Genomic DNA, 25,805 nt, shown 5'->3' on the forward strand with positions numbered 1-25,805 from the left:
CACGCGACCGGGGCGCCGCACCGATCATCGTGCGGCGCCCCGACCGCGTCACATCTGGGCGATGACCCTGCCCACCTGTCCGTCGAACTGATGCCCGCCCGTGTCATGGGTGACCACCCGCGCCGACGGCAACCGCGCCGCATTGAGTGCGAGGTGCTCGAACGGGACCTCCGCGTCGTCGCGGCAATGATGCAGTGTCAGCGTCGCGGAAGGCTCGGGACCGTCGAAGGCGTAGTCGGCGACATCCCAGCCGTCGGGTCCCCAGTCGGGCATGGCGAGTGCCACCACCGGCGGCCACACGCGAGATTCGGCGGCGAGCACATGCAACAGGACCGACGCCCCGAACGAGTGCGCGATCACCAGATCCGACGCGCCGAGACCGGTCAGGCGGTCACGGATCGCCGCAGCCCATGTGGGAAGCGACATGTCGTCGGCGGGGATCACCGGGTAGTCGAGCGTCGCGTCGAGCCGGTCACCGAAGGCGTGTGCCAGCGGCCGGTCCTCATCCTCACCGCCGGCGCCGTGAACGAACAGCAGACGTCTGGGCATCGCATCTCCTCTCGTATTCCGATGGGTAGACCGAACCGACGCCAGAAAATCATCGACGACTTTCTGCCGACGCGATGTCGAGAACGTCGATCCGGTTCCGTCTCCCTGATGAACGCGGCCACAATGGTCGCGTCGGACCAAGGAGACAACGATGGCGAAGTATCTGCTTCTCAAGCACTATCGCGGCGGCAAGGCACCCACCAACGACGTGCCGGTCGATCAATGGGGCCCCGGCGAGTGGGATGCGCACTCGCAGTTCATGGAGGACTTCGCGCAGAAACTCGTCGGGACCGGCGAGTTCGTGGCCTCCCACGCACTCGCCGAGGACGGTGTGTGGGTTCGCTTCGACGGCGAGGGGCGCCCCCCGGTGACCGACGGCCCGTTCGCCGAGACCAAGGATCTGATCGCGGGCTTCATGATGATCGACGTCGATTCCTACGACCGTGCACTGGAACTCGCCGCTGAACTGTCGGCGGCACCCGGTGCCGGTGGGCGGCCGTTGGGCGAATGGCTGGAGTTGCGTCCGGTGATGTGGACCGCGCCGACCATCACCGAATGATCACACCGGACCGCAGCACCGCAGGGGCCGCACTGAGCGAGCAGGTCCCTGCGGTGATCGGTGTCCTCGTCCGCCGGGGAGCGGATTTCGCATCGGCCGAGGATGCCGTGCAGTCGGCGCTGGTCCGCGCGCTGGAGACCTGGGCCGGACCGGACCCGAGCGCCGAAGCGCCACAGAGCATCCGCGGATGGCTGATCACCGTCGCCTGGCGTGCATTCCTGGATCAATTGCGCAGCAACAACTCTCGCATCACACGCGAAGAGGCCGTCGCACGTGAACCCGGCCCCGACGACCTACCGGCCGGCGACGACACACCTATGGCTGTACTTCCTGTGCGCACACCCGTCGTTGACGTCGTCGTCGGCCATCGCCCTGACGTTGCGTGCCGTTGCGGGCCTCACCACCCGACAGATCGCCGACACCTATCTGGTGCCGGAAGCCACCATGGCACAACGGATCAGCCGCGCCAAGCAACGCATCGCCGGGGTGCGACTGGACCAGCCCGGTGACGCGTCCACCGTCCTGCACGTGCTGTACCTCCTCTTCAACGAGGGCTACAGCGGCGACGTCGACCTGGCGGCCGAAGCGATCCGGGTGACCCGTCAGCTCGCCGGCATCCTCGACGAGCCGGAGGTCCACGGTCTGCTTGCCCTCATGCTGCTGCACCATGCCCGACGCGCCGCGCGAACAGGTCCGGGGCACAACCTGATTCCGCTGGCCGAACAGGATCGCTCACGCTGGGACACGACGATGATCGCCGAAGGCGTGGTGATCCTGCAGGCCGCGCTGGCTCGCGATCGGCTCGGTGAGTATCAGGCGCAGGCCGCGATCGCCGCGCTCCACGCCGACGCCCCGACCGCCGGCGAGACCGACTGGGTGCAGATCGTCGAGTGGTACGACGAACTCGCCGCCCTCACCGACTCCCCTGTCGTGCTGCTCAACCGTGCGGTCGCCGTGGGCGAGGCCGATGGCGCGCCCGCCGGGCTGGCCGCACTCGAACACGTCGCTGAAACGGTGCCCCGCTACCACGCCGTGGTCGCCCATCTGCACGAGAAGATCGGCGATATGACCACTGCCGCAATCGAATACGCCGAGGCCGCACGCCTGGCCACCAACCTGGCCGAGCGTGATCACCTCACCCGATGCGCTGCACGGTGTGCGATGGACCGCTGAACCGGTAGATCCTGGATCAGCCGGCGGCCCCGCGCGCCTCGTCGATCAGCAGGCGCAGGGCGTGCAGCGTTGTCGCCTCGACGATCTCCGGCGGGTCCCCGTCGAACACCTTGCGCCGGCTGAAGACTCGCCCCCGGAGACCACGCCGAACCACACGGTGCCCGGATCCTCTTCCTGCGGTTCGGGTCCGGCCTCACCGGTGACCGCGACGACGAGGTCGGCGCCGAGTAGGCGGGCGGTGTTCGACGCCATCGTCTCCGCCGCCTGCGCCGATACGATCGGCCCGGGCGGCACCTCGAGAAGGTCGTGTTTGACGTGGGGTTGATAGGCGACGATCCCGCCGGCGAACCAGTCACCCGACGTCGATGCACGGCTGAGCGCCGACGCGATCCCGCCGCCGGTCAGCGATTCGGCGACGGCCACCGTCGGCCGCTCCTCGATCAGATCGGCCAGTTCGGAACACAGGGCGTCGATGGAGTCGGATTCGTCGGGCTCGGACATGCCTACAGGCTTATCGCGTACGGTGGGGAACAGTCCAACCATCCAAGGTGCCACCTCGAAACCGCGGGCGCGCCGTGAACCGACAACGGGTCACGACTTCGCGGTCGACCCGTGGTGAGGAGCACCATGCGAGCAGTCACCTGGCAGGGCAAGCGGCACGTGAGCGTCGACAACGTTCCCGATCCGAAGATCGTCGACCCCACCGACGCCATCATCAAGGTCACCTCGACCAACATCTGCGGCTCGGACCTGCACCTCTACGAGGTACTCGGCGCCTTCATGTCCGCCGGCGACATTCTCGGCCACGAACCGATGGGCATCGTGGAGGAAGTCGGTTCCGGCGTCGGCGATCTGTCCGTGGGCGATCGGGTGGTCATCCCGTTCCAGATCTCCTGCGGGTCGTGTTACATGTGCGACCACACGCTCTACACCCAGTGCGAGACCACCCAGGTTCGCGACCAGGGCATGGGTGCGGCGCTGTTCGGCTACTCCAAGCTGTACGGGTCCGTGCCGGGCGGGCAGGCCGAGTACCTGCGTGTTCCGCAGGCACAGTTCACCCACATCAAGGTTCCCGGCGACGCACCCGACGCGCGGTATGTCTACCTGTCCGACGTGCTGCCCACCGCCTGGCAGGCCGTCGAGTACGCCGACGTCCCACCGGGCGGCTCGGTGACGGTCCTGGGGTTGGGGCCGATCGGCGACATGGCTGCCCGCATCGCCCATCACCGCGGGTTGCAGGTGATCGCGGTCGACCGGGTGCCCGAACGGATCGCACGTCTCGACGCCCGCGGCATCAAGACCATCAACCTCGACAGCGTCGACGACCTCGGAGGCGAGATCCGCGAACTCACCGATGGCCGCGGCACCGACTCGGTCATCGACGCGGTCGGCATGGAGGCACACGGCTCGACCACCGCGAAGGTGTTGCAGCAGGTCGTCGGCCTGCTGCCGGACGCGGTGGCCGCCCCGATGATGCAGAAGGCCGGAGTGGACCGCCTCGCCGCGCTCTACTCGGCCATCGACATCGTGCGACGCGGTGGCACGATCTCGTTGATCGGCGTGTACGGCGGCATGGCCGATCCGCTGCCCATGCTCACCCTTTTCGACAAGCAGATCACCGTGCGCCAGGGTCAGGCGAATGTGAAGAAGTGGGTGCCCGACATCCTGCCACTCCTCGGCGACGACGACCCGCTGGGCGTGGACAGCTTTGCCTCCCATGAACTTTCGCTCGACGACGCCCCGCACGCCTACGACATCTTCCAGCGCAAAGCCGAGGGCGCCGTCAAGATCGTGCTGAAGCCGTGAGGCCGAATGCGCTCCTGGCACAGTCGCGGAGGCCTAGCATGATGCGGGTGATCACACGCCTGTTCGTCCTGGCTCTGTGCCTCGTATCGGCTCTCGGGGCGGCCGCAATCATCGCCACCCCGAAGGCGGCGGCCGCCCCGTGCGCCGACGTCGAGGTGGTCTTCGCCCGCGGGACCATCGAACCCGCTCCGCCGGTCGGTCTGACCGGCCTCTCCTTTGCCGCGGCGCTGCGCTCGCGACTGCCCGGCAAGTCGGTGAACGTCTACGGCGTGAACTACCCGGCCAGCGACCAGTTCAACAACCGTCTGCTGTTCGCGCAGACCGTCGCCAACGGTGTCCGGGACGCGCAGAACCGCGTCCGATACGTCGCGGCGAGGTGTCCGCGCACCAAGATCGTGCTCGGCGGCTACTCGCAGGGTGCGGTGGTCAGCGGATATGCCGTGCAGGCCAACATCGACGTGCCGGCGCGCTACCGCCAGTACGAGGACCGGGTGCCACCGCCGCTGCCGGCCGCCCTGTCCCGCAACATCGCCGCGGTCGTGTTCTTCGGCGCGCCGTCGGATCGCTTCATCCGCGATGTGGGCGCACCGCCGATCCGGGTCGCCCCGGCCTACCGCTACAAGACCGTCCGTTACTGCATACCCGGTGACACCATCTGCAACGGTTCGCCGGTGGGCGGGCCCAACGCCCTGCACGTGCTGTACACGGTCAACGGCATGACGATCGACGCGGCGAATTACGTGGCCCGACGACTCTGACCGACGGGAGTGAGACCCCGGCACCGGCGAGCAATCGAGCTCACCGCACGACGTCGGGATGGATGTGATCGTCGAGGCGGGTCAGGTTGGTCCCGCTGCCGCCGCGTCGGGCCGCGATGATCTCCGCGACGATCGACACCGCGGTTTCGGCGGGCGTCTGGGCACCCAGGTCGAGGCCGATCGGCGAATGCAGTCGCGCGAGGTCGGCGTCGGTGGCGCCTTCGTCGCGCAAGCGGCGCAGGCGGTCGTCGTGGGTTCGGCGGGAACCCATCGCACCGATGTAGACACCGTCGGGTGTCTCGAAGGCGGCCAGCAGCGCCGGGACGTCGAACTTGGGATCGTGGGTCAGCACGCAGATCGCGGTCCGCCCGTCGATGCGTCCGGCGGCGGTCTCGGCACGCAGATAACGGTGCGGCCAGTCCACCACGATCTCGTGGGCGGCCGGGAAGCGGTCCCGGGTGGCGAACACGGCGCGGGCATCGCACACCGTCACGTGATAGCCGAGCGCCGCGCCGGCCGCGGCGACGGCGGCCGCGAAATCGATGGCGCCGAACACGATCAGCCGCGGTGGCGGGGCAAACGAGTTGACGAAGACGGCGACGTCGTCGTCCATGCGCTGTCCCGTGGCGCCATAGCGCAGGATCGACGACTCGCCGAGATCGAGCAGCCCGCGGGCATCCTGTTCGACGGCGCGGTCGAGTCCGGGCTCGCCCAGAGTGCCGGACGCGTCTGCGGGCGTCACGGTGAGGTGGCCGGCCGCGCGTGCGCCGGCGATGACGGTGGCGACCGCCATGGGTCGTCGGGCCTCGACGGCGTCGGCGATGTCGCCCAGATCGGGCCAGGTCTGCTGATTGACCGGTTCGCAGAACACGTCGAGGATGCCACCACAGGTGAGGCCGACGGCAAACGCGTCGTCGTCGGCAATCCCGTACTGCTCGCTGCTCGGCGTTCCGGACTCCATGACCTCACCGAGCAACTCGTAGACGGCGCTTTCGACGCATCCGCCCGACACCGACCCGAGAACCCGGCCATCGGCCAGGCGCACCATCGCCGCCCCTGGTCGGCGTGGCGCCGAACCCGAGGTCGCGACCACGGTCGCCAACCCGACGGTCTCCCCGGCGCGCCAGTGTTCGGCAAGAACGGGCAGGACATCTCTCATGCTTCACCTCATGTCCACAATCGTCGGATGCGTGACACCCGAGCGACATCACCAGTCTGCGCGTGTTCTGCCGCGCGTCAACCCGATCCGCGATCTGCGCGGGAAATACGGGCAGCCGTTTCGGATCGATGCTCGGCGAGGGAGGGCATAGGCTCGCGTCATGACCCTTCCACCAGCTCTGCCCCGGTCACCGGCCGAACTAACGGCCGCGCTGGAGCACACCGGCTACCTCGCCGACGACGGCCTGGCGATGGCCGCGTTCCTCGCCCTGCGGATGGGTCGGCCGCTGTTCTGCGAAGGCGAGCCGGGTACCGGCAAGACATCACTCGCCGTCGGGCTGGCGCAGGCCCTGGATCTGCCGTTGATCCGCCTGCAATGCCATGAGGGCATCGACGCCGCGCAAGCGCTCTACGACTGGGACTTCCCGCGCCAGCTGTTGCACCTGCGCACCCTGGAGGCGGCCAGCGTCGGACCGCTGGATGCCGACGCGGCCGAAACATCGCTCTACACGGACAGATTCCTGCTCGCGCGTCCGCTGTTGCGGGCACTCACCGAGGCTCCGTGTGTGTTGCTCATCGACGAGATCGACCGGGCCGACGACGAATTCGAGGCATTCCTCCTCCAGCTCCTGGACGAGAACGCGGTCACCATCCCCGAGCTCGGGCACATCGCGGCATCGACCCCGCCGCTGGCGATCCTCACCTCCAACCGCACCCGCGAGGTGCACGACGCCCTCAAACGCCGCTGCCTCTACCACTGGCTCGAACACCCGTCGCTGGATCGCGAGATCGCCATCCTGGGCCGCCGCGTGCCCGCCATCGGCGACGACCTGGCCGCCCAGGTTGCCGGGGCGGTCCAGAAGCTGCGCACGCTGGAACTGCTCAAACCGCCGGGCGTCGCCGAGACGCTGGATTGGGCGCGCGCGTTGCGCGAACTCGACCGTGACGTGCTCGACGCCGAGATCGCCGCCGCCACCCTGGGTGCGGTGCTGAAGTACCGCGAGGACGTCGACCGCGTGGTGCGCGCCGGACTGGACCGGCTGTTGGCATGAGCGCCGAGCTGGTCGGGATCGCGGGTTTCGCGCGGAGCCTGACCCATGCCGGTCTGCCGGTCGCGACCGATTCGGTGGAGCTGTTCACCCGTGCCCTGCGCGAGATCGACCTCGCCGACATGACGCAGGTGTACTGGACCGCCCAGGCCACGCTGTGCCGCGATCCCGACGACCTCCCCCGCTTCGACCTGGCCTTCGAGGCCTGGTTCGGTGATCGGATGCCGCGCGCGACCCGGCGCCCGGCCCAACCCCGCCAATCGCGCGTGGCCGCGCTGCGCAGCGCCGATGCGCAGGAGACGAGCGGAGCGGGTCCGGCCCTTGCGGTGGCCGCCGACGACACCGAGGTGCTGCGGCACCGGGACATCGCAACGCTGTCGGCGGCCGAACGCGCACATCTCGCCGAGCTCATCGGCCAGCTGGCCCCGGTGCCGCCGCGTCGTCCGGCACTCCGCCGCGCCCCCGCACGACGTGGCGAGGTGGACCGGCGGCAGACCGTCCGCGACATGCTCGCCGCGGGCGGCGAACCGGTGCGCCCGCGCCGGCACCGACGCGCGACGCGCCCGCGCCGGGTGGTGCTGCTGCTCGATGTGTCCGGATCGATGAGCCCGTACGCCGATGCCCTGCTGCGGTTCGCGCATGTCGTGACCCGGGTCGCGCCCGGCGACACGGAGGTGTTCTCGCTCGGCACCCGCCTCACCCGACTGTCGCGGGCACTGCGCTCGGCCGATCCCGACCAGGCGCTCGTCGCGGCCGGGCGCGCGGTACCGGACTGGGCCGGCGGAACGCGTCTGGGCGAAACCCTGCAGGCGTTCCTGGATCGGTGGGGTCGCCGCGGCGCCGCCCGCGGTGCCGTCGTGGTGATCTTCTCCGACGGCTGGGAACGCGGCGATCCGACGCTGCTGGCAGTGCAGATGGCACAGCTGCGACGCCTCGCCCGCGCGGTGTTCTGGGTCAACCCGCATGCCGGCGCCGACGGCTATCAGCCGATCCAGGGCGGGATCGCCGCGGCACTACCGCACCTCGACCGCTTGCTCGCCGGCCACTCGCTGGCCACTCTGCAGGAACTGCTGGCCGCCATCCGAGACGCCTGAGAGGGCACTGTGAAACCCGGTTCGCTGCCACGGGATCCGCGATTTCGGACATCTGACGAGCACCGGAGGCGCACAGTTGTTCTGAGGGGCTTCGCCACGCCCTCAGCCCACCTGTGGCGAACGCATCGGAGGTCAACATGCGGATAGCAGTCACCGTCGACGGCACAACCTACGAGGACGAGGTGGAACCACGCACCTTGCTCGTACACCATCTACGAAATCAGCTGGGCAAGGTCGGCACCGTGATCGGTTGCGACACAAGCAATTGCGGCGCCTGCACGGTGCTGCTGAACGGCCACAGCGTGAAATCGTGCTCGGTGCTCGCCGTGCAGGCCGACGGCGCCGACATCACCACCGTCGAAGGTCTGCGTGGCCCCGACGGTTCACTGCATCCTGTGCAGGAGGCGTTTCGGGACAATCACGGACTGCAGTGCGGCTACTGCACTCCCGGCATGATCATGTCGACGATCGACCTCCTCGCCGAGAATCCGAAGCCCGACGAGCACGACGTCCGTGAGGGCCTCGAAGGCAACCTGTGCCGTTGCACCGGTTATCAGAACATCGTCGCCGCGGCCCTGGATGCGGCGCAGCGCTTGCGGGCCGACGCCTCGCCCCGGGTGGAACGCACCGGGACATCAGCCGGGCAGGACGCGGCGGCACCGGCGATGCAGGAGACGGGAGGCCAGCAATGACCACCACCATCGAACCGGGTGCCGCCGGACCGGATTCCGCCGAAGTCGGCAAGGCCCGGGTCCGCAAGGAGGACGAGCACCTCATCACCGGCCGCACCCGCTGGACCGACAATCTGGTGTTGCCCGGCATGCTGCACATCGCGATCCTGCGCAGCCCCTTCGCACATGCGCGGATCACCAACATCGACGTCGAAGCCGCCAAGACGATGCCCGGCGTCGTCGCGGTCTACACCGGTGCCGACTTCGCCGACGAGCAGGCCAGCCTGCCGAATGCCATGCAGATCACCCCCGACATGCTGGTCCCGCCCGCACCGTCGATCGCGGTGGACACCGTGCGGTTCGCGGGTGAGGCGGTCGCCATCGTCGTCGCCCGAGACCCGTACGCCGCCCACGACGCACTCGAGAACATCGATATCGACTACGACGATCTGCCCGTCGTCCTCGATCTCGCGGTCGCCGCGAGTGATGGCGCCGACCTCGTGTATCCCGACCTGGGAACCAATGTGCAGGCCGTGTGGGTATTCGACTCCGCCGAGGCGGGCACCGGCAGCAGCATGGACGACGCGATCCGCGACGCCGAGGTCGTCGTCGAGCGCACTCTGCGCCAGCAGCGTCTGATCCCGGCGTTCATGGAACCGCGGTCGGTGGTCGTCGACCCGACCGGCGCACAGATCACCATGTGGTCGGCCACCCAGGTGCCGCACATCCTGCGTCTCATGCTGGCGATGACACTCGGCATCCCGGAGCACAAACTGCGGGTGATCGCACCCGACGTCGGCGGCGGTTTCGGCGGCAAGCTGCAGGTCTGTCCGGAAGAGGTGCTCGCGCTGCTGGTCGCGCGTCGGCTCGGCAAGCCGGTCAAGTACACCGAGTCGCGCAGCGAGTCGATGCAGGCTGCCCACCATGGTCGCGACCAGATCCAGAAGCTGACGCTCACCGCGCGCCGCGACGGCACCGTCACCGGCATGAAGGCCGAACTGCTCGCCGACATGGGCGCATGTCTGCGGGTGTTCACCGCCGCGGTCCCGATCCTCGGCGCCTTCATGTTCAACAGCATCTACAAGTTCGACGCCTATCACTTCGCCTGCACCAACGTGTTCACCAACAAGGTGCCCACCGACGCGTATCGGGGTGCCGGGCGTCCCGAGGCGACCTTCGCGATCGAGCGGATGATGGACGAACTCGCCACCGAGCTCGGGATGGATCCGCTCGAACTGCGGGAGAAGAACTGGATCAAGCACGAGGAGTTCCCGTTCACCACGGTCGCCGGGATGACCTACGACTCGGGTAACTACGAGGCCGCGACAGCCAAGGCCAAGGAACTGTTCGACTACGACGGATTGCGCGCCGAGCAGGCGGAGCGGCGAGAACGCGGTGACACCGTGCAACTCGGGATCGGCGTGTCCACCTTCACCGAAATGTGCGGCCTCGCGCCGTCACGCATCATGGGTGAGCTCGGCGGCGGCGCGGGCGGTTGGGAGCACGCGGCGATCCGGATGCTGCCGACCGGCAAGGTCGAGGTCGTCACCGGCAGTTCGGCGCACGGCCAGGGTCACGAGACGGCGTGGAGCCAGATCGTGGCCGATCGGCTCGGAGTTCCCTTCGAGGACGTCGAGGTGCTCCACGGCGACACCCAGTCATCGCCCCGCGGGCTGGACACCTACGGGTCGCGTTCGCTGGCGGTCGGCGGTATGGCGGTCGTCAAGGCCGCCGAGAAGGTGGTGGACAAGGCCCGCCCGATCGCCGCTCATCTGATGGAGGCGGCCGAGGACGACCTCGAGTTCGCCGAGGGCAAGTTCACGGTCAAGGGCACCGAGAAGGCCATCGGCATCGCCGACGTCGCCCTGGCGGTTTTCGCCGCCCACGACATGCCCGAAGGCGTTGAGCCGAACCTCGATTCGGAAGCGACCTACGATCCGGAGAACTTCTCGTTCCCGCACGGCACCCACCTGTGCGCCGTCGAGGTGGACACCGAGACCGGATTCGTGAAGATCCGCAAGTACGTATGCGTCGACGACATCGGCAAGGTCGTCAACCCGCTGATCGTGGAGGGGCAGGTGCACGGCGGTCTCGCGCAGGGTATCGCGCAGGCTCTCTACGAGGACGCGATCTACGACGAGTCGGGCACCTTGCTCTCGGGGTCGTTCGCCGAGTACCTGGTACCTGGCTCGCCCGACCTGCCGCACTTCATCACCGACCGCACCGAGACACCCGCGACCGGAAATGCGCTGGGCGTCAAAGGAGTTGGTGAGGCAGGCACCATCGCCTCGACGCCGGCGGTGGTCAACGCGGTGCTCGACGCGGTGCGCCACCTCGGTGTGCGCGACATCGAGATGCCCTGCAGTCCCATGCGGGTGTGGAAGGCCATCGCATCCGCCCAGACCGCATCGGGAGGTGCGCAATGATTCCGTCGAAGTTCGACTATCTCGCCCCCACCACCCTCGCCGAGGCAGTCTCCGCGCTGGCCGACGCCGGCGAGGACGCCAAGGTGATCGCCGGCGGGCAGAGCCTCATGCCGGTGCTGCGGCTGCGGCTGAACTCACCGAGCGCCCTCGTGGACCTCGGGAAGATCGCGGAGTTGCGTGGGGTACGCGAGGACGGCGACGCGATCGTCGTCGGGGCGATGACCACCCACCACGACGTGATGACCGATCCCCTCGTCGTCCAGCACGCCGCGCTGCTGTCCGACGCCGAGCAGACCGTCGCGGACCCGCAGATCCGCCACCGCGGCACATTCGGTGGATCGCTCGCCCATGCCGACCCGGCCGGTGATCTGAGTTCGGTCGCCGTCGCCCTCGACGCGACGATGACCGTCGTGGGACCGGGTGGGCAGCGCGAGGTGCCCGCGGCGGAGTTCTTCACCGACATCTTCACCACCGCATTGGAACCCGACGAGATCCTGGCCTCGATCCGCATTCCGAAGCACACCGGATGGGCGGCGCACTACGAGAAGTTCCATCGGATCGCGCAGAGCTGGTCGATCATCGCCGTCGCGGTGACCCTCGAGGTCGACGACGCCGGCGGCACGATCCGTGATGCGGCGGTCGGGCTGACCAACATGGGTGCGGTGCCGATCCGGGCGAGGGCGGTGGAACAGGCTCTCGTCGGGCAGCGTGCCGATGCCGACGTGATCCGGGCCGCGGCCGAGCATGCCGCCGAGGGCACCGACCCGATGAGCGATCCGAACGCCGACTCCGAGTACCGGACCCATCTGGCGAAGGTCCTCACCCGGCGTGCGGTCGTGGCGGCAGTGGGCGCCTGACATGCAACTGGAACACAGCTTTTCGGTCGACGCGCCGATCGCCACCGTCTGGGCGGCGCTGATCGATCCGGAACGCGTCGCGGGATGTATGCCCGGCGCCACGCTCACCGAGGTCGACGGCGACAAATTCACCGGGCAGATCAAGGTGAAGATCGGTCCGGTCGCCCTGGTGTACAAGGGCGTCGGCACCTTCATCGAGAAGGACGAGGGTGCCCATCGCGCTGTGATCGAGGGCAGCGCAAAGGAATCGAAGGGTCAGGGCACAGCGAAGGCCACCGTGTCGATGACGCTCACCGACGAGGGTGGCACCACCACCGGCACCGTCCTCACCGATCTGGCGATCACCGGCAAACCGGCGCAGTTCGGCCGCGGCATGCTGTCCGACGTCGGCGGCAAGATCATCGACCAGTTCGCGAACTGCCTGTCGAAGAAGCTCGGTGAACCGGAGCCGGCCGCCGCCGAGACTGCCCCGGCGGCCTCGCCTTCCGAGGTGCCGGCGACTCCGTCGCAGCCCGAACCGTCGAAACCTCGTGCGGTGCCCCAGCCGGCCGAGGAGACCGAGCCGCTCGACCTGATGGCCTACGCCGGCGGCTCGGTGCTCAAACGTGTCGCGCCGATCGTCGGTGCGGTGGTGCTCGGCGCACTGGTGTTCGTGCTGGTGCGTCGATCACGTCGCTGACGTTCTCCAGATCGCCAACCGGTTGTCTCACCGCCCCTTCGACACTGCCGAAGGTGGCGGACGAGAACTCGTCCTCCTGCATTCAGTTCTTCCGCCGTCTGCAGTCGGCGGAAGAACCAACAGGTGGAGGAGGAACATCGCGCTCCCGCTGTCGGCTCGCGTCTGCGGGTTCTGGCTCAGCCGCGCGGGAACACGCGCGCGCCGAGGATGGCGTCGCAGGCGGCGGCACCGCGGGTGTAGCCGGCGTCGAATGCGGCGGCACGCTCGGCACGACTCGCCAGGTCGTGCCCGCCGCAGGCGCTCGTCGACGGCTGCACCCGCACGGTTCCCCAGGGCTGGGCCTGTGCGCCGGCAGGCGTCGGCAACGCGAGGGCCAGGGCCGCGAGCACGACAGCACCACCCGCCCAAGTCGTTCTCCGACGGGATCGGTTCACGTCAGGAATCACCGCCGCGAAGCGGTGTGCCGTCGAAGCGCTCCAGGGTCACGAATTCCTCGACCGGCTGTCGCCGTAGTCTGGTCAGCTGTTTCACCGGCTTTCCCAGCGGGACGACGGCGGCGATGGCGTGAGTGTCGGGGATTCCCAACAACTCTCGCACCTTCGACTCCTCGGTGACCGCCATGGTGGTGAAGGTGCCACCGTAGCCCAGCGATCGGGCGGCGAGCAGGACGTTCCAGATCAGCGGGTACACCGATCCGCCACTGACCACTCCCACCCGGTCCAGATCCTGGTCCACCGCGGCCACCACCGACAGGTCGATCGAGAAGACCAGCACCACAGGCGCTTTGGCGATCGGGGCGACGAAGTCGTCGACGCCGGGCACCTCGTCGATCTGCTGCTGGGTCACCCCGGGGGGCGAGACCGGATTCCACGGACTCTCTCCCGCGCCGCGCTGGGCGAGGTAGCGGCGCGCAGCCGTCTTGCTCAGCTCGGCGATCCGGGCCTTGGTGTCGGCGTCGCGGATGATCACCGCGTGAGCGCCCTGCCGGTTCCCGCCGCTCGGCGCGAATCGGGCGAGGTCGAAGATCGCGAACAGAACGTCGTCGGGGACCGGGTCGTCGGTGAACTTGCGGGCCGCGAAGGTCGTGGTCATCACATCGGCTAGCTCCATGCACTCAGCCTAAGTGGTTGCCACCGACACAACTCGTGAACCGTTCCCGTCGCTAACGAACTCCGGCCGGTCGACGATGGAATCCACACGCACCTCACGACACGGGACAGCCACGGAGGACATCGCATGACACCGTCACGTAAGACCTGGATGATCGCGGGCGCCGCAGCAACGGCCGTGGCAGCGGCAACGCTGGGTGCGGGCCCGTCGTCCGCCGCCGACGGCAAGACCCAGACCACGCTGTACACGCTGGCCAACGGCCCGTGTGCCGGAACGGTCGACGTGGGTGTCGGCCACTACCCGAGCCAGGCGGTGTTGTTCCTGCAGAGCAACCTCCTGGGCGTTGGACCGTGTTCGGTGGATCTCACCTACACGTTCACGCCGCGCGCAGGTGGGCCGTCAAAGAAGTTCACCCGGCACATCGTGGGCCCGGGCGTCTGGGGAACGTCGCGCGACATCGTCTCGCCCGGCAAGCCGGGGATCTATGACGTCACGGTAAGCACCAACGCGCCGAGCGTGGGCGCGACGAAGATGACCATCGACATCCAGCCCTACCGCGGCTGATCCTCGGACAGGGGCAGACACCATGTCACGTCTTCGACGCGGGCTCACCGCAGTTCTGGCCGTCGGCGTCCTCGCGGTGGGCGTCACCGCGGCCACCGCCATGGCATCGGCGGCGCCCGTTGCCCCGGACAACGTCGCGACCTTCACGTTGCCCGCCACCGGCGGTATCGAGGTCGGGCCGGGTGGCGTGCCGGGCGGTTCCTTCCGACCGGTCACGGTCCTCGCGCGGCCCGGAATTCGAACGCTGCAGTATCCGCCGCCGCCGGCCGCGGTGACGTTCACCGTGACCAACCCGGCGCCGTACCACTATCAGTACTCCTATCGGTACGTCGCGGTATCGTGGCGCAACCTCACCAACGGCAAGTCGGGAACCGTGGCGTTACGTCATTGGCAGAAGCCGAGATTCAGCGTCGACGGCTATCCGGCGTCACTTTCCACCGCGGCCAACGTGACGACCGGTGCGGGCACGGTGGTCGCGACGGTGTCGGTGTTGCGCGAGCAGTATCAGGCGCCACCGTCGGTGATCAGCGTCATCCCGGGGCTCACGGCGATCAACGTCGCGTGACGTTCAGGCGCCGGTATCGCGGTTGGGATCGGCCACCGGTTTGGATTCGGCAGACCCTCTCTGCCGGAAGTAGATCGACAACACCACGATCGCAGCCACCGCGATGAACTCGCTCTGCCAGTTCTGCATCGACTCGAACCAGAACTGGGAGGTGCCCAGATACTGCCACACCGTCACCGGTGCCTCGCCGTGCTGGATCTGCTCGTCGCTGTAGGCAGCCGCACCGCCCACAGCGTGCAGTGCAAAGGATGCGAAGAACAGAACGAAGAAGATGATCGAGAGCGAGTTCTCGTAGAGCCACAGCACCCAGCCGCCACGACGCACCGGCCACGGCGTGTGCTTCTCGATGCGCGCCTGTCGCGGGTCGGCATCCTGTGGCGCCGCAGACCCGATGGGCTTCGACTCCGAGGACCCCTTCTGATACAGAAACGCGGTCAGCACCACGTACATCCCCATCTGCAGGAACTCCGATTCCCAGTTCTCGAAGGTGGCCTCGATGAAGTCGCCACTGCCCAGGTAGCCGAACAGTGAGACGGGCGGAGATCCGTGACTGCTCTGCTCCTGGTTGTAGACGTCCCAGCCAGACGCGACCATGCCGATGAAGAAGATCAGGAACAGACCACCACACGCCAGTGCCAGTCCGTTGTCCCGGAGGAAGGCGCGGACACCGGTGAGACGGGGAGGCGCGTCGGCGTCCATGGTCCTACGGTAGGTGGCAGCGGCGATCACGGTGACAGGTACGCGATGATCGCGTTGGCCAGTCCTCGTCGGGCGAGTTCCTGATCCTGATAACTGCCGAGCTGCTTCTCCGACACCAGACCGCGCATGGCGCCCGGCAGGAACGCCGCGACCTCACGAACGCGCGCGGCCGGGACGTCGAGGTCGGCGAAGGCGCGTTCGCAGGCATCCACCCACAGCGGCCCCCACGAGGCGAGTTCGGCGGCGGTCTTGGGAAAGAGACGTTCCAGCTCGGCCGGATCACGGGGCAGCGCGGCTCGCAGGGTTTCGATGGCTCGCGAATCCGGTTCCATCAGGCCCGCATACATGAGTTCGACGATGCCGCTCACCCGTTCGGTCAGCGAGCCGTCGCCGTCGGCGACCACGGGCAGATCTCCGCGACGCCTACGCGACGTCCCCGCGGCACCCGAGGTGATCGGCAGATCTCCGCGACGCCTCCGCGACGTGCCCGCGGCACCCGAGGTGATCGGCAGATCTCCGCGGCGAACAGCCGTGTGGTGCAGAACGGCTGCCCAGAGTCCGTCGATGTCGCCGAACTGATACTTGATGACACCCCAGGTGGCCCCGATGTCCTTGGCGATCCGATTGCCCGACACGGAGTTCGGGTCACCACCGGCAAGGGAGGTGACCGCCGCGTCGAGCATCGCCTCCCGGGTGGCGATGCCGCGTTTGTTGGCGCTGCGCCGCGGAGTAGAGGCATCGGTGGTCACAGGCGCATCGTAGCCGCTCGACGGTCTTTCACAGAACCTTCTTGCATACTTTCACAGAGGGTTCTATCGTCCACTCATGGCGCAGACACCGCTGTCCATGAAGCCCACCGGCTGGTTCCAGGTCGCCTGGTCGGCCGAGATCGGCGTGGGCGACGTGCACACGATGAAGTACTTCGGGCAGGAGATGGTGGCCTGGCGTACGACGTCGGGGCGAATCGTCGTCTTCGACGCTTACTGCGAACACCTCGGGGCACACCTCGGCCACGGTGGGCATGTGGAGGGCGAGAGTCTGGTGTGCCCGTTCCACGGCTGGGAGTGGAACACCGAGGGCCGCAACGTGTGTGTGCCCTACGAGAACCACCCGAACAAGGGTCGTCGCATCCGCAGCTATCCAGCCTTGGAACGTAACGCGGCGGTGTGGATCTGGTACGACGTGGGCGGTAGTGCACCGTACTTCGACGTGCCGGACATCTTCGGCGACTTCGGCGACGACAAGACGGCCGACGACTACTACCCACCGGTGCCGGGCGCCACCCTGTTCCGGCCCGGGCTGGAGATCCATCCGCAGTACATCATGGAGAACGGCGTCGACTTCGCCCACTTCAAGTTCGTGCACAAGACGCCGTTCATGCCCGAGTTCACCCGGCACGACTTCTCCGGACCGGTGTCCTACGTCGACTTCACGATCGCCTTCGACGAGGGTGGGACTCTCGAAAAGGCCACCAGTGGTGTGGAATCCATCAACGCCGGTCTCGGCTGCTCGGTCACCAAGAGCTGGGGCATGATCGACAACCGGACCATGCCGGCGGTGACCCCTGTCGACGAGCACACCTCCGACGTTCGGTTCACGGTGTGGATCGGGCGTAAACCGGGTGAGGACGGTCCCGAGATCACCGAGTACGGAAAGACGATGGCCGGCTTCGTGATCGAACAGTTCGAGGCCGACATCGAGATCTGGGCCCATCAGCGCTACTCCGACCCTCCGGCGTTGTCCCGCAAGGAGTTCGCGGGTTTCAAGGCGTTGCGGGAGTGGGCCGTCCAGTTCTATCCCGACGGCGGGCCGTCAGGCGTCGACCCCGCCCGGCAACCCGCCAGCGGCGCCGTTCTGCCCGCCGACGCCGACGGCGAGTACGTCCGCATCCGCCGCACCGAACTCGATCGTCTGCGCAGTCTCGCCGGGCAGTAGCTCGGCTCCAGGAAAGGACCACACCATGACCACCGCCGAGAAGATCCGCGTATTCCAGGTCGCCACCGGCAATCTGGGCACCGAGATGATCGGTCGCATCCAGGAGCACCCCGACCTCGAACTCGTTGGGCTGCACTGCTATACGTCGGAGAAGGTCGGCTGCGACGCCGGAGAGATCGTCGGCGGCGAGCCGATCGGGGTGATCGCGACCGGGTCTGTCGAGGAGATCATCGCCGCCAAACCCGACGTGCTCACCTTCCACGGCGTGTTCCCCGACGAGGATCTCTACGTCGCGGTCCTCGAGGCCGGCATCAACATCGTCACCACCGCCGACTGGATCACCGGCCACCACCGCGACACCAACCATCCTCATCCGTCGGGGCGCAAGGTCAGCGAGGTGATCGCCGACGCCTGTGCCCGGGGCGGGGCCACCTTCTACGGCACCGGCATGAATCCCGGTCTCGCCCAGATCCTCGGAATCGTGCACACCGCAGACGTTTCCGGAATCAAGAACATCACCGTCACCGAATCGGTGGATGTATCCTGCCATCACTCCGTCGACACCTGGAAGGCCGTCGGCTACGGCCGCCCCGTCGACGACCCGACCATCCCGGATTCACTGCACAAGTACACCGCCGTGTTCGCGGACTCCGTGTACCTGATGGCCGACGCCTTCGACCTCGAACTCGACGAGGTGACGTTCTCCTATGAACTCGGCGCCTGCACCAAGGACGTCGACCTCGGCTGGTACTTCATGCCCAAGGGCTCCCTGGGCGCCAACTACATCAAGTACCAGGGCATGGTCGACGGCGTGCCGCGGGTGGAAACGCACCTCGAATGGCAGATGACCCCGCACACCGATCCGGCGTGGAACATTCAGGGCTGCTACATCACTCACGTCACCGGCGATCCCAGCATCTACTCCAAGCACATGATCTTCCCGAAGAAGGGCGTCGACCTGTCCGACCCGGCAAGCTTCGCGTCGATCGGCATGACCGTGACCGGACTGCCCGCGCTGAACTCCATCCGCTCCGTCGTCGATGCCTGGCCGGGCATCATCACGAGTGCCGATCTGCCGTTGCGCACGTTCGCGGGGCGGTTCGCGATCTGAGCGCCGCACTGGGGCCCCGACCAAAAGCAGGGGAAGGATTTCTTTCCCCTACTTTTGGTTTCGTCCGTGAAGAGTTTCTCGGGGAGGAAACCAGAACTCGGGGAAAGAAATCCTTCCCCTACTTTTAGTGACCGCCGGCGAGGCCGTAGTGCACACCGGTCAGTTCCTCGGCCACCGTCCACAGACGCGCCGCGACGTCGCGGTCGAGTGCCCGGGCCGATGGCGTCACGAGGACCGGTGGGCCGGCGAGGCCGAGCCGGCCGGTCGGGCCATAGTATTGGCCGCCAGCAGCTTTCGGGTCGGTGGCGGCGCGCAGGATGGACAGCATCCCTTCGGGCGGGTCCATGATGAAGCGGTCGGTGAGCCACCGCAGCGACGGCGCGAAGTACGCCCACTGCAGAAAACGGTTCTGTTCCCGCATCACACCGGTGCGGGTCCCGCCGGGATGGGCGGCGAGCGAGACGACCGGCACCGACGCCGCCGACAGCCGACGATCGAGTTCGAAGGCAAACAGCATCTGCGCGAGTTTGGAACGCGCGTAGGCCGCGGGCGAGGTGAACCGTTGCCCCATGGTGAGGTCGTCGAAGTCGATGACGCCGGTGCGATGGGCATGCGATCCGACGGTGATCACCCGACCCCCGACCGAAATCCGTTGCAGCAGATCGTGAGTCCAGACGAAATGCCCCAGGAAGTTGGTGCCGAAGTCCACCTCGAAGCCGTCGGCGGTGAGCTCACGCCTGCCACTCATCACGCCGGCGTTGTTCACGAGCAGATCCAAGCTCGGGTATTGCGCACAGATCTCGGCGGCCGCACGGCGTACCGACGAGAGGTCGGACAGGTCGAGTTGCACCACGTCGAGGTCGGCGCCGGGCACTGCCACAGCGATCTCATCGGCAGCCTCCGCCGCGGTCTTCTCGTTGCGGCACGCCAGGATCACCCGGGCACCCAGGGTCGCCAGCCCGAACGCGGTCGCGCGGCCGATCCCCGAGTTGGCACCGGTCACCACGACAACCCGGCCCGTCTGCGGGGGCGCATCGGACAGGGCCCACCCAGACCTCGACATCTGATCCCCCCATCCTCCGACGCAAACGGCACCTGACTTCGTATCACATGGATAACCACCGCCGTGATGGCCGGTCACCTTCACCGACGTTGTCGCCGCCTTCGATGCGGTGCCGTCCATCGCATCGCGATATCCGCAGATCGACCTCGACGACGTGGTCGCCGTCGGGCATTCGGCGGCGCACAACTCGCGGTGTGTGCGTCGACGCGCCCCATCTCGAACGCGGCGAGATGGGGGCGTCGCCGCGCTTCCGCCAGGAGTATGCCGCCGCGGTGTGCCGCGCCGGCGGACAGGCGATGGCCGTCATCCTGCCCGGCAGACCCACGTCTCCATCGTCGACCCGCGCGATGCCGCCTTCGCCCATGTCGTGGACCTGATCGTGCGGTTCGTCGAAGGCGCGCACCATGTTCCGGGGCTGGCTGAGAGCCGTTGTCTCACTGTCCCCTCAAGGCTCGTCGACTTCGGGACGAGCGGTGTACTCAGCCCGAGGCCGCCAACCCCGCACCGCTGAACTGGCCGGCCGGCTCGAAACGGCCGATCACGTCGTCGGCGGGTTCGCCGGCGACCGCGGAGATGAAGCCGAGGACATCCTCGCGGGTTTCCAGGGTGAGCAGCGGATTCGGTTCGGAGAGCAGACCGAACAACGCGGCGGCGATCTTCTCGTCGACGGCCGCGGCCGGGAACGACAGTTCCAGGTGGGTCGCGTAGTCGGGGTCGCCCAGATACAGCCGGGTCACCTCGACGGCCGCCTTTCCGCGCCGCTCCCAATGCTTTTCGAACTCCTGCGACAGCCACGCCGCGTCGAAGTCGCCCTCGTGCGCGGTGGCCGCCTTCACCAGTTCGGCCACCTGGATCAGTGTGTTCTGGGCGCCCTGACCGGCAACCGGGTCGACGGCGATCGCCGTGTCGCCGATGGCCGCCACCGCATGCCCGCCGCGGGTGAGCGCGACAGCCTTGCGCACCGTCGGGGTGACCGCACCCTTCAGCCACGACACCGGGTCGGACTCGATCACCTGCAGCTTCTCGATGGCCGGGGCGTCGTGCGGGAAGAACTCGCCGAAGATGTCGACGATGGCCTGCCGGGCGGACACCGCGTCGTGCACGTCGTCGATTCTGGGTGCCCACGCGCCGTCGGGCTTGGCGAACACGATGAACGACCAGGTGGCCCCGGCATCCTTGTGCAGGAACGGCCCGACGAAGATCTCGCCGTTCTCGCTGTCGAGGTTGAACAGCGAATGATCACCGCCGCCGCGGCTGCGGTAGGCGAAGGTGTCGGGTCCGTGGTCCAGGCCGGTGAGGGTCACCTGCAGCAGACGACGCTGCGGCTCGCGGTAGTGGGTACGCGATTCGTCCACCGGGAACAGGGCCGAGAGCCCGCCCTTGCCGGTGGCCACGAGGGTGATGTCGGCGTCGGCGGCGATCGCGTCGAGACGGTCGAGGTCGACGGCCTCCACCTCGAACCTCCCGCCGCGATCGAGAAACCGGCCGAGCCGGTCGTCGGCCCGTAGCCGCAGGTCGACGGCTTGGGCCACGTAGCCGTACTCGGGGTTGAACTCGAGCACGTCGGCGCGCTCATCGCCGCTGCAGGAGTGCAGCCGGACGCTGATGCCGGTGGTGTTGCCGACCTCGTAGAGGTCGTCGATGATCTCCGCATCCCACTCGCGGGACTTGCCGAACAGCACCCCGACGCCGGTCGGGGGCACCTTGTCGCGCAACGATTCCCGGTCGCGGTCGCTGTAGAGCGTCACGTCGAAGCCGGCGTCGGCGAAGCCGAGGGCCGCGCTGGTGCCGGCCAGTCCGGCGCCGACAACGGCGACCTTCCGTCGTGAATCTGCGGGCCGTGAATCCGCGGGCCGTGCGTCTGCTGCCATGGTCGATCTCCTCGTGAGTAATCGGGTCGGTGAGTCCGGGCAAGCGTGCCGGTGGCAGGGTCGCGGAAGAAGGTTTAGACGCACGACGGGTTAGAGGCCTGACGGGTCAGCCCGGGCCGGCCAAGTAGCATCGCAGGCTGTGCGCACGACCCTGGCCGACGGAGAATCGGTCGCGACGCCCAACGAGGACGCCGCGACCGGCAACACGTCGGGCTACCGTCTCGACCTCGACGGATTGCGCGGGATTGCCATCGCCCTGGTCGCCGTCTTTCACATCTGGTTCGGCCGGGTCTCCGGCGGCGTCGACGTCTTCCTGACGCTGTCCGGCTACTTCTTCGTCGCCTCACTGCTCAAACACGTCATCGCCACGCAACCCGCGTCGGTGTCCTGGGGCCAGGCGATCAATCCGTGGCCGCGCCTGTGGCGACTGCTGCGTCGGCTGATCCCGGCGATGTTCCTGGTGCTGGCGGTGATCACCGTGTTGATCGCGTGGACGATGCCGAAGACGCGGTGGGGTCCGCTGGGCGCCGAGGTGCAGGCCAGCGCCTTGTACTACCAGAACTGGCATCTGGCGTTCCAGTCGCAGGACTACTCGGCCGCAGATTCGGCGATCAGTCCGATGCAGCACCTGTGGTCGATGTCGATGCAGGGGCAGTTCTTTGTCGTCACGCTGGTGGCGGCCCTGCTGTTCGCCGGGGTGCTGCGGGCACTGTCGCGGCGCTACGACGCCCTCGCGAAGCCGACGGTCATCCGCGGGATCGTCGGCGTCGCGATCCTCGGCGTGGCACTGGTGTCCTTCGCGTGGGCGACCTACCGGCACGGGATCAATCAGCCGTTCAACTACTACGACACCGTCGCCCGGTTGTGGGAACCGCTGGCCGGCGGCCTGCTTGCGGTGTGGATGCCGCGTCTGGCTCTGCCGCAACGGATTCGGACGCTGCTCGGGATCGTCGCGCTGGCCCTGATCGGCACCTGCGGCTGGTGGATCGCCGGTGTCGCCGAGTATCCCGCCGCCTGGGCACTCGTTCCCGTCGGGGCGACGCTCCTGCTGATCTGGGTCGGCGCACCCCAGACCGCGATGCCGGCCACCGGGCCCACCCCGACGAGCCGGGTGCTGGCCCATCCGCGTCTGGTGTGGCTGGGGTCCATCGCTTATGCGCTGTACCTGTGGCACTGGCCGCTGCTCATCTTCTATCTGAACTGGCGCTATCAGGACGACGTGTCCTGGCTGGAAGGCACCGCGATCCTCGCCGTATCGGTGGTGTTGGCCTGGGCGACAACACGTTTCGTCGAGGCGCCACTGCGGTCCGGTCGCGGGTCGTCGAAGTTGCATCAGCGTGTGCTGATCGTTGGGCTGATCGCGGCGACGGTGGCGAGCGCGGTCACCATCACCGTCTGGCAGCGCGACGCGGCCAACGCCACCGTCAACACCGCGAATCTCGATCCGCGCCTGTATCCGGGAGCCCGCGCCTACCTCTACGACGCGCCCGTCCCCAACCTGCCGCCGCAGCCGAGCCCCGACCTCGCACCCAAGGACTGGCCGATCACCTGGGAGGACTCGGTCACCGGCCAGTTCACCGACGCCCCGGATCGCATCCGGTCGGGTACGTACGGCGATCTGACCGCCACCCGCACCATCGCCCTTGTCGGCGGTTCCCATGCCGATCAGTGGATCGACGCCCTCAACGTCATCGGGCAGCGTCACCACTTCAAGATCAAGACCTATCTACGCGTGGGCTGCGCGCTGACCACCACGCACGTGTACACGTGGTTCGGCCGCAAGTACCCGGAGTGCAATGAGTGGTCGCGTCGGGTGATGGCGCAACTCGCCGTCGACAAACCCGACGTCGTGTTCACCAACAGCACCCGCCCATCCGACGACGGCACCGGCGATTACGTGCCCAGCGACTATCAGGAGATCTTCGCGCAGTTCCGCGACCGCGGACAGCGGGTCATCGCGCTGCGCGACAACCCGTGGGTGAGCGCCAAACTCAAGCCACCGGAGTGTCTGGCGACCGGCCGCAAACCATCGGTGTGCGGCGTCGACCGTGACCGGGCGATGGCGCAAGTCGACCCCACGCTCGCGATCGCCGGCCAGTACCCCAACATGACGTTCCTCGATTACACCGACGGCATCTGCAATGACACCTACTGTCCGGCGGTGGTGGGCAACATCGTGGTCTACCGCGACTTCCACCACCTGACCGCGACCTACATCCGCAGCCTCATCCCGGCACTGGAAGGCGATCTGCAGCGCTCGCTGCGCTGGTGGTGAGGGGTGCGGGTTTCGGCCTGCCCGGGCCGGGTACCCGGCGGGCATGACTTCCGCACTCGCGATCAACTGCACCCTCAAACCGTCGCCGGCCCCGTCGAGCAGCGAGGTGATCGCACGGCAGGTTCTCGATGCCCTGTCGGTACAGGGCGTCGACGGCACCATGGTCCGCGCTGTCGATCACGACATCCGGCCCGGTGTCGAGCGCGACATGGGCGACGGGGACCAATGGCCGCAGATCTTCGACCGGGTGCGCAACGCCGACATCCTGTTGCTGGCCACCCCCACCTGGCTCGGCCACATGTCGAGTGTGGCGCAGCGCGTGCTGGAACGGCTCGACGCGGAGATCTCCGCGACCGATGACCAGGGACGTCCCGGCATGCTCGGCAAGGTCGCGATGTGCGCCGTGGTCGGCAACGAGGACGGCGCGCACAAGATCATCGCCGACGTCTTCGGCGCGCTCAACGACATCGGTTTCACCGTTCCCGGCCAGGGCAGCACCTACTGGAACGACGAGGCCATGGGCGGACGCGACTACAAGGATCTCGACACCATCCCCAGCGCGGTCGCCGACGCCACCAACGCCGCCGCCCGCAACGCGGCACATCTGGCCGAACTGTTGACCCGCAGCGAGTTTCCCGCCTACTCCTGATCGGCCGCGTCCGGGGATGACGCCCGCCTGCGCAGGCGTTCGCGGTGGCCATAGGTCGCGCGCAGCACGTCGTCGTAGCTGTCGGCACTCGAACCCACCGCCCCGGCGAACATCCCCAGCGACGACGCCAGCCACGCCAGGTGCACGTAAGCGGCGAATCCGGCGTCGGTACCGGTCTGCTCGGCCAGGAAACCGCGGTCGATGACGATCAGTGCGGCCGCCAGGATGGCGACGAACAGTCCCGCGTACAGGGTGAGTGCGCTGAACACCACGGTGCATGCGGTGACCGTGTTGTAGAGGCGGCGTTTCCAGCGGTCCAGGCCCGCGCGTTCCCACAGCCGGTTGTTCACGATCAGCCACAGCGAGGCCAGCACCACCGACAGCGTTGTGATGATGGCCAGCCGCCACCACGGAAGCGCTTGGGACATCGCCCAGATGGACGAGAAGAAGATCCCGAACGACGCGGCTGCAGCGGCGGCCGCGGTCATACCGGTCAGCGTCGGGATGAGCCGCCACGGCCGGTTGCTGCGGACCAGCCCGAGTACCAGCCGCGCGCGTCCCGCCTTGCCGGCGACGAGATAGGTGGTGGTGCCCGCGGTCTGCGGTGCCCAGCCGGCGCCGCCGGGATTGCGCGTCGTCTAGCCAGCCGGCGATGCAGTCGATCAGTGCACGGGCCGGCCGCGGGCCGAGTGCAGTCGTGGACACCACGATGGCGTGCTGCTCGGTGTCGGATTCAGCGACGACCACCGAACGTCCGCGCAGCCCGGCATCTCGGTGAGGAAGATCCGTAGGTCACCGTCGTCGCGGCCATCGGAGCCGGTGGTGTCCATGTTGGCGTAAGGCGTCGCGCCCAGCGTGGTGTCCGGCGCGGTCTCGAATCCCCGGTAGGTCATCCCGGCGCGCTCGACGAGCCGCTCGAGGCGGTCCTCCACCCGCTCGGCGAGCCGCGCGGGGAACCCTCGTTCGGTCACGACCCGAACTCCGGCGGGACTCCTCTGCATCGGTCGGTCACGGTCGGTTCTCACCTCGATCGGGTTCCCCACCGGACCCGGCTCAAACGTCGGTGGTTACGTCGGCCGGAATGTCTCGGCCCGGGGTTCGTCGACCGGGCGTGTGTCGGGCGAGCCGGCTTCGGGTACCCATGCGTCCAGAGCGACGTCGGCCGACGCGCAGAGAGGATGACG

27 protein-coding genes and 1 pseudogene are annotated in these 25,805 nt (G+C 67.9%); 16 read left to right on the forward strand and 12 right to left on the reverse strand.

Annotated features, from left to right (window positions below):
* Window positions 1–48: 48 nt before the first annotated feature.
* Entirely contained in the window at window positions 49–549 is a 501-nt protein-coding gene (locus GBRO_RS21390; RefSeq protein ID WP_012835940.1) for an alpha/beta fold hydrolase, read from the reverse strand.
* Between the two features lie 151 nt (window positions 550–700).
* Here GBRO_RS21390 and GBRO_RS21395 point away from each other — a divergent pair, with 151 nt between their 5' ends.
* Both GBRO_RS21395 and GBRO_RS21400 read left to right on the forward strand, forming a co-directional pair.
* A complete protein-coding gene (locus GBRO_RS21395) occupies window positions 701–1,108 on the forward strand; it encodes a YciI family protein (RefSeq protein WP_012835941.1) in 408 nt (135 codons plus the stop codon).
* Window positions 1,105–2,281 (forward strand): annotated as a pseudogene (locus tag GBRO_RS21400) (RNA polymerase sigma factor). Before GBRO_RS21395 ends, GBRO_RS21400 begins: the two are co-directional and overlap by 4 nt.
* A gap of 45 nt (window positions 2,282–2,326) precedes the next feature.
* On the opposite strand, the gene GBRO_RS21405 reads toward GBRO_RS21400, so the two are convergent.
* Window positions 2,327–2,782, reverse strand: a complete 456-nt coding sequence (locus GBRO_RS21405) for a CinA family protein (protein ID WP_227892806.1) — start codon at window positions 2,780–2,782, stop codon at window positions 2,327–2,329.
* Between the two features lie 126 nt (window positions 2,783–2,908).
* Here GBRO_RS21405 and GBRO_RS21410 point away from each other — a divergent pair, with 126 nt between their 5' ends.
* Entirely contained in the window at window positions 2,909–4,087 is a 1,179-nt protein-coding gene (locus tag GBRO_RS21410; protein WP_012835943.1) for a zinc-dependent alcohol dehydrogenase, read from the forward strand.
* Between the two features lie 38 nt (window positions 4,088–4,125).
* A complete protein-coding gene (locus GBRO_RS21415) occupies window positions 4,126–4,845 on the forward strand; it encodes a cutinase family protein (RefSeq protein WP_012835944.1) in 720 nt (239 codons plus the stop codon).
* Between the two features lie 40 nt (window positions 4,846–4,885).
* Here the strand turns inward: GBRO_RS21415 and GBRO_RS21420 are convergent, their stop codons facing one another.
* Window positions 4,886–6,004, reverse strand: coding sequence for an XdhC family protein (locus tag GBRO_RS21420; protein WP_012835945.1), 1,119 nt, complete (start codon window positions 6,002–6,004; stop codon window positions 4,886–4,888).
* 160 nt (window positions 6,005–6,164) lie between these two features.
* On the opposite strand from GBRO_RS21420, the gene GBRO_RS21425 reads away from it, so the two are divergent.
* The 6 genes from GBRO_RS21425 (at window position 6,165) to GBRO_RS21450 (ending at window position 12,779) form a co-directional block, all read left to right on the forward strand.
* Window positions 6,165–7,055 (forward strand): AAA family ATPase, encoded by an 891-nt coding sequence (locus tag GBRO_RS21425; protein WP_012835946.1) that lies wholly within the window; start codon window positions 6,165–6,167, stop codon window positions 7,053–7,055.
* The gene (locus tag GBRO_RS21430) at window positions 7,052–8,146 is read left to right on the forward strand and encodes a vWA domain-containing protein (protein WP_012835947.1); all 1,095 of its coding nucleotides are present in this window, start codon (window positions 7,052–7,054) and stop codon (window positions 8,144–8,146) included. The genes GBRO_RS21425 and GBRO_RS21430 overlap by 4 nt, the downstream gene beginning before the upstream one ends.
* A 137-nt stretch (window positions 8,147–8,283) precedes the next feature.
* Window positions 8,284–8,838, forward strand: coding sequence for a (2Fe-2S)-binding protein (locus GBRO_RS21435; RefSeq protein WP_012835948.1), 555 nt, complete (start codon window positions 8,284–8,286; stop codon window positions 8,836–8,838).
* Window positions 8,835–11,243, forward strand: coding sequence for a xanthine dehydrogenase family protein molybdopterin-binding subunit (locus GBRO_RS21440; protein ID WP_012835949.1), 2,409 nt, complete (start codon window positions 8,835–8,837; stop codon window positions 11,241–11,243). The genes GBRO_RS21435 and GBRO_RS21440 overlap by 4 nt, the downstream gene beginning before the upstream one ends.
* Entirely contained in the window at window positions 11,240–12,100 is an 861-nt protein-coding gene (locus GBRO_RS21445) for an FAD binding domain-containing protein (protein WP_012835950.1), read from the forward strand. The genes GBRO_RS21440 and GBRO_RS21445 overlap by 4 nt, the downstream gene beginning before the upstream one ends.
* A 1-nt stretch (window position 12,101) precedes the next feature.
* The gene (locus tag GBRO_RS21450; protein ID WP_012835951.1) at window positions 12,102–12,779 is read left to right on the forward strand and encodes an SRPBCC family protein; all 678 of its coding nucleotides are present in this window, start codon (window positions 12,102–12,104) and stop codon (window positions 12,777–12,779) included.
* A gap of 176 nt (window positions 12,780–12,955) precedes the next feature.
* Here the strand turns inward: GBRO_RS21450 and GBRO_RS21455 are convergent, their stop codons facing one another.
* Window positions 12,956–13,213, reverse strand: coding sequence for a hypothetical protein (locus GBRO_RS21455; RefSeq protein ID WP_147290675.1), 258 nt, complete (start codon window positions 13,211–13,213; stop codon window positions 12,956–12,958).
* Window position 13,214: 1 nt separating this feature from the next.
* Entirely contained in the window at window positions 13,215–13,889 is a 675-nt protein-coding gene (locus GBRO_RS21460; RefSeq protein ID WP_012835953.1) for a nitroreductase family protein, read from the reverse strand.
* A 126-nt stretch (window positions 13,890–14,015) separates the two neighbouring features.
* Here GBRO_RS21460 and GBRO_RS21465 point away from each other — a divergent pair, with 126 nt between their 5' ends.
* Complete coding sequence (locus GBRO_RS21465; RefSeq protein ID WP_012835954.1) at window positions 14,016–14,453, forward strand: hypothetical protein; 438 nt, start codon at window positions 14,016–14,018, stop codon at window positions 14,451–14,453.
* Between the two features lie 22 nt (window positions 14,454–14,475).
* Window positions 14,476–15,018 carry a hypothetical protein gene (locus GBRO_RS21470; protein ID WP_012835955.1) on the forward strand — a complete coding sequence of 181 codons (543 nt, stop codon included), beginning with the start codon at window positions 14,476–14,478 and terminating at the stop codon, window positions 15,016–15,018.
* A 3-nt stretch (window positions 15,019–15,021) separates the two neighbouring features.
* Here the strand turns inward: GBRO_RS21470 and GBRO_RS21475 are convergent, their stop codons facing one another.
* Together GBRO_RS21475 and GBRO_RS21480 are read right to left on the reverse strand one after the other, a co-directional pair.
* Window positions 15,022–15,717 carry a DUF6766 family protein gene (locus tag GBRO_RS21475; protein WP_041920760.1) on the reverse strand — a complete coding sequence of 232 codons (696 nt, stop codon included), beginning with the start codon at window positions 15,715–15,717 and terminating at the stop codon, window positions 15,022–15,024.
* 26 nt (window positions 15,718–15,743) lie between these two features.
* Window positions 15,744–16,466 carry a hypothetical protein gene (locus tag GBRO_RS21480; protein ID WP_012835957.1) on the reverse strand — a complete coding sequence of 241 codons (723 nt, stop codon included), beginning with the start codon at window positions 16,464–16,466 and terminating at the stop codon, window positions 15,744–15,746.
* Between the two features lie 76 nt (window positions 16,467–16,542).
* On the opposite strand from GBRO_RS21480, the gene GBRO_RS21485 reads away from it, so the two are divergent.
* Window positions 16,543–17,652, forward strand: coding sequence for a Rieske 2Fe-2S domain-containing protein (locus GBRO_RS21485; protein WP_012835958.1), 1,110 nt, complete (start codon window positions 16,543–16,545; stop codon window positions 17,650–17,652).
* A 25-nt stretch (window positions 17,653–17,677) separates the two neighbouring features.
* A complete protein-coding gene (locus tag GBRO_RS21490; RefSeq protein WP_012835959.1) occupies window positions 17,678–18,763 on the forward strand; it encodes an NAD(P)H-dependent amine dehydrogenase family protein in 1,086 nt (361 codons plus the stop codon).
* A 124-nt stretch (window positions 18,764–18,887) separates the two neighbouring features.
* On the opposite strand, the gene GBRO_RS21495 is transcribed toward GBRO_RS21490, so the two are convergent.
* The 3 genes from GBRO_RS21495 to GBRO_RS21505 all read right to left on the reverse strand — a co-directional run bounded on the left by GBRO_RS21495 (window position 18,888) and on the right by GBRO_RS21505 (window position 21,697).
* Entirely contained in the window at window positions 18,888–19,826 is a 939-nt protein-coding gene (locus tag GBRO_RS21495; protein WP_012835960.1) for an oxidoreductase, read from the reverse strand.
* 43 nt (window positions 19,827–19,869) lie between these two features.
* Window positions 19,870–20,232 carry a hypothetical protein gene (locus GBRO_RS21500; protein WP_041920022.1) on the reverse strand — a complete coding sequence of 121 codons (363 nt, stop codon included), beginning with the start codon at window positions 20,230–20,232 and terminating at the stop codon, window positions 19,870–19,872.
* A gap of 73 nt (window positions 20,233–20,305) precedes the next feature.
* Entirely contained in the window at window positions 20,306–21,697 is a 1,392-nt protein-coding gene (locus GBRO_RS21505) for a styrene monooxygenase/indole monooxygenase family protein (RefSeq protein ID WP_012835961.1), read from the reverse strand.
* A gap of 139 nt (window positions 21,698–21,836) precedes the next feature.
* Here GBRO_RS21505 and GBRO_RS21510 point away from each other — a divergent pair, with 139 nt between their 5' ends.
* Together GBRO_RS21510 and GBRO_RS21515 are read left to right on the forward strand one after the other, a co-directional pair.
* Window positions 21,837–23,972, forward strand: coding sequence for an acyltransferase family protein (locus GBRO_RS21510; RefSeq protein ID WP_012835962.1), 2,136 nt, complete (start codon window positions 21,837–21,839; stop codon window positions 23,970–23,972).
* Window positions 23,973–24,015: 43 nt separating this feature from the next.
* Window positions 24,016–24,621 (forward strand): flavodoxin family protein, encoded by a 606-nt coding sequence (locus GBRO_RS21515; protein WP_012835963.1) that lies wholly within the window; start codon window positions 24,016–24,018, stop codon window positions 24,619–24,621.
* On the opposite strand, the gene GBRO_RS27210 is transcribed toward GBRO_RS21515, so the two are convergent.
* Both GBRO_RS27210 and GBRO_RS27215 read right to left on the reverse strand, forming a co-directional pair.
* Window positions 24,612–25,109, reverse strand: a complete 498-nt coding sequence (locus GBRO_RS27210) for a hypothetical protein (protein ID WP_012835964.1) — start codon at window positions 25,107–25,109, stop codon at window positions 24,612–24,614. The two genes, GBRO_RS21515 and GBRO_RS27210, sit on opposite strands and share 10 nt — an antisense overlap.
* A gap of 174 nt (window positions 25,110–25,283) precedes the next feature.
* Entirely contained in the window at window positions 25,284–25,592 is a 309-nt protein-coding gene (locus GBRO_RS27215) for a hypothetical protein (RefSeq protein ID WP_012835965.1), read from the reverse strand.
* Between the last annotated feature and the right edge of the window lie 213 nt (window positions 25,593–25,805).

It is taken from the genome of Gordonia bronchialis DSM 43247, assembly GCF_000024785.1.
Taxonomy (GTDB): domain Bacteria; phylum Actinomycetota; class Actinomycetes; order Mycobacteriales; family Mycobacteriaceae; genus Gordonia; species Gordonia bronchialis.

Coding starts and splice junctions, on each gene's coding strand:
- GBRO_RS21495 (WP_012835960.1), bottom strand. CDS start 19,826: ATGTCGAGGTCTGGGTGGGCCCTGTCCGATGCGCCCCCGCAGACGGGC.
- GBRO_RS21515 (WP_012835963.1), top strand. CDS start 24,016: ATGACTTCCGCACTCGCGATCAACTGCACCCTCAAACCGTCGCCGGCC.
- GBRO_RS21430 (WP_012835947.1), top strand. CDS start 7,052: ATGAGCGCCGAGCTGGTCGGGATCGCGGGTTTCGCGCGGAGCCTGACC.
- GBRO_RS21395 (WP_012835941.1), top strand. CDS start 701: ATGGCGAAGTATCTGCTTCTCAAGCACTATCGCGGCGGCAAGGCACCC.
- GBRO_RS21425 (WP_012835946.1), top strand. CDS start 6,165: ATGACCCTTCCACCAGCTCTGCCCCGGTCACCGGCCGAACTAACGGCC.
- GBRO_RS21505 (WP_012835961.1), bottom strand. CDS start 21,697: ATGGCAGCAGACGCACGGCCCGCGGATTCACGGCCCGCAGATTCACGA.
- GBRO_RS21465 (WP_012835954.1), top strand. CDS start 14,016: ATGACACCGTCACGTAAGACCTGGATGATCGCGGGCGCCGCAGCAACG.
- GBRO_RS21500 (WP_041920022.1), bottom strand. CDS start 20,232: ATGGTGCGCGCCTTCGACGAACCGCACGATCAGGTCCACGACATGGGC.
- GBRO_RS21440 (WP_012835949.1), top strand. CDS start 8,835: ATGACCACCACCATCGAACCGGGTGCCGCCGGACCGGATTCCGCCGAA.
- GBRO_RS27210 (WP_012835964.1), bottom strand. CDS start 25,109: ATGACCGCGGCCGCCGCTGCAGCCGCGTCGTTCGGGATCTTCTTCTCG.
- GBRO_RS21435 (WP_012835948.1), top strand. CDS start 8,284: ATGCGGATAGCAGTCACCGTCGACGGCACAACCTACGAGGACGAGGTG.
- GBRO_RS21485 (WP_012835958.1), top strand. CDS start 16,543: ATGGCGCAGACACCGCTGTCCATGAAGCCCACCGGCTGGTTCCAGGTC.
- GBRO_RS21415 (WP_012835944.1), top strand. CDS start 4,126: ATGATGCGGGTGATCACACGCCTGTTCGTCCTGGCTCTGTGCCTCGTA.
- GBRO_RS21475 (WP_041920760.1), bottom strand. CDS start 15,717: ATGGACGCCGACGCGCCTCCCCGTCTCACCGGTGTCCGCGCCTTCCTC.
- GBRO_RS21410 (WP_012835943.1), top strand. CDS start 2,909: ATGCGAGCAGTCACCTGGCAGGGCAAGCGGCACGTGAGCGTCGACAAC.
- GBRO_RS21420 (WP_012835945.1), bottom strand. CDS start 6,004: ATGAGAGATGTCCTGCCCGTTCTTGCCGAACACTGGCGCGCCGGGGAG.
- GBRO_RS21490 (WP_012835959.1), top strand. CDS start 17,678: ATGACCACCGCCGAGAAGATCCGCGTATTCCAGGTCGCCACCGGCAAT.
- GBRO_RS21470 (WP_012835955.1), top strand. CDS start 14,476: ATGTCACGTCTTCGACGCGGGCTCACCGCAGTTCTGGCCGTCGGCGTC.
- GBRO_RS21405 (WP_227892806.1), bottom strand. CDS start 2,782: ATGTCCGAGCCCGACGAATCCGACTCCATCGACGCCCTGTGTTCCGAA.
- GBRO_RS21390 (WP_012835940.1), bottom strand. CDS start 549: ATGCCCAGACGTCTGCTGTTCGTTCACGGCGCCGGCGGTGAGGATGAG.
- GBRO_RS21445 (WP_012835950.1), top strand. CDS start 11,240: ATGATTCCGTCGAAGTTCGACTATCTCGCCCCCACCACCCTCGCCGAG.
- GBRO_RS21460 (WP_012835953.1), bottom strand. CDS start 13,889: ATGGAGCTAGCCGATGTGATGACCACGACCTTCGCGGCCCGCAAGTTC.
- GBRO_RS21450 (WP_012835951.1), top strand. CDS start 12,102: ATGCAACTGGAACACAGCTTTTCGGTCGACGCGCCGATCGCCACCGTC.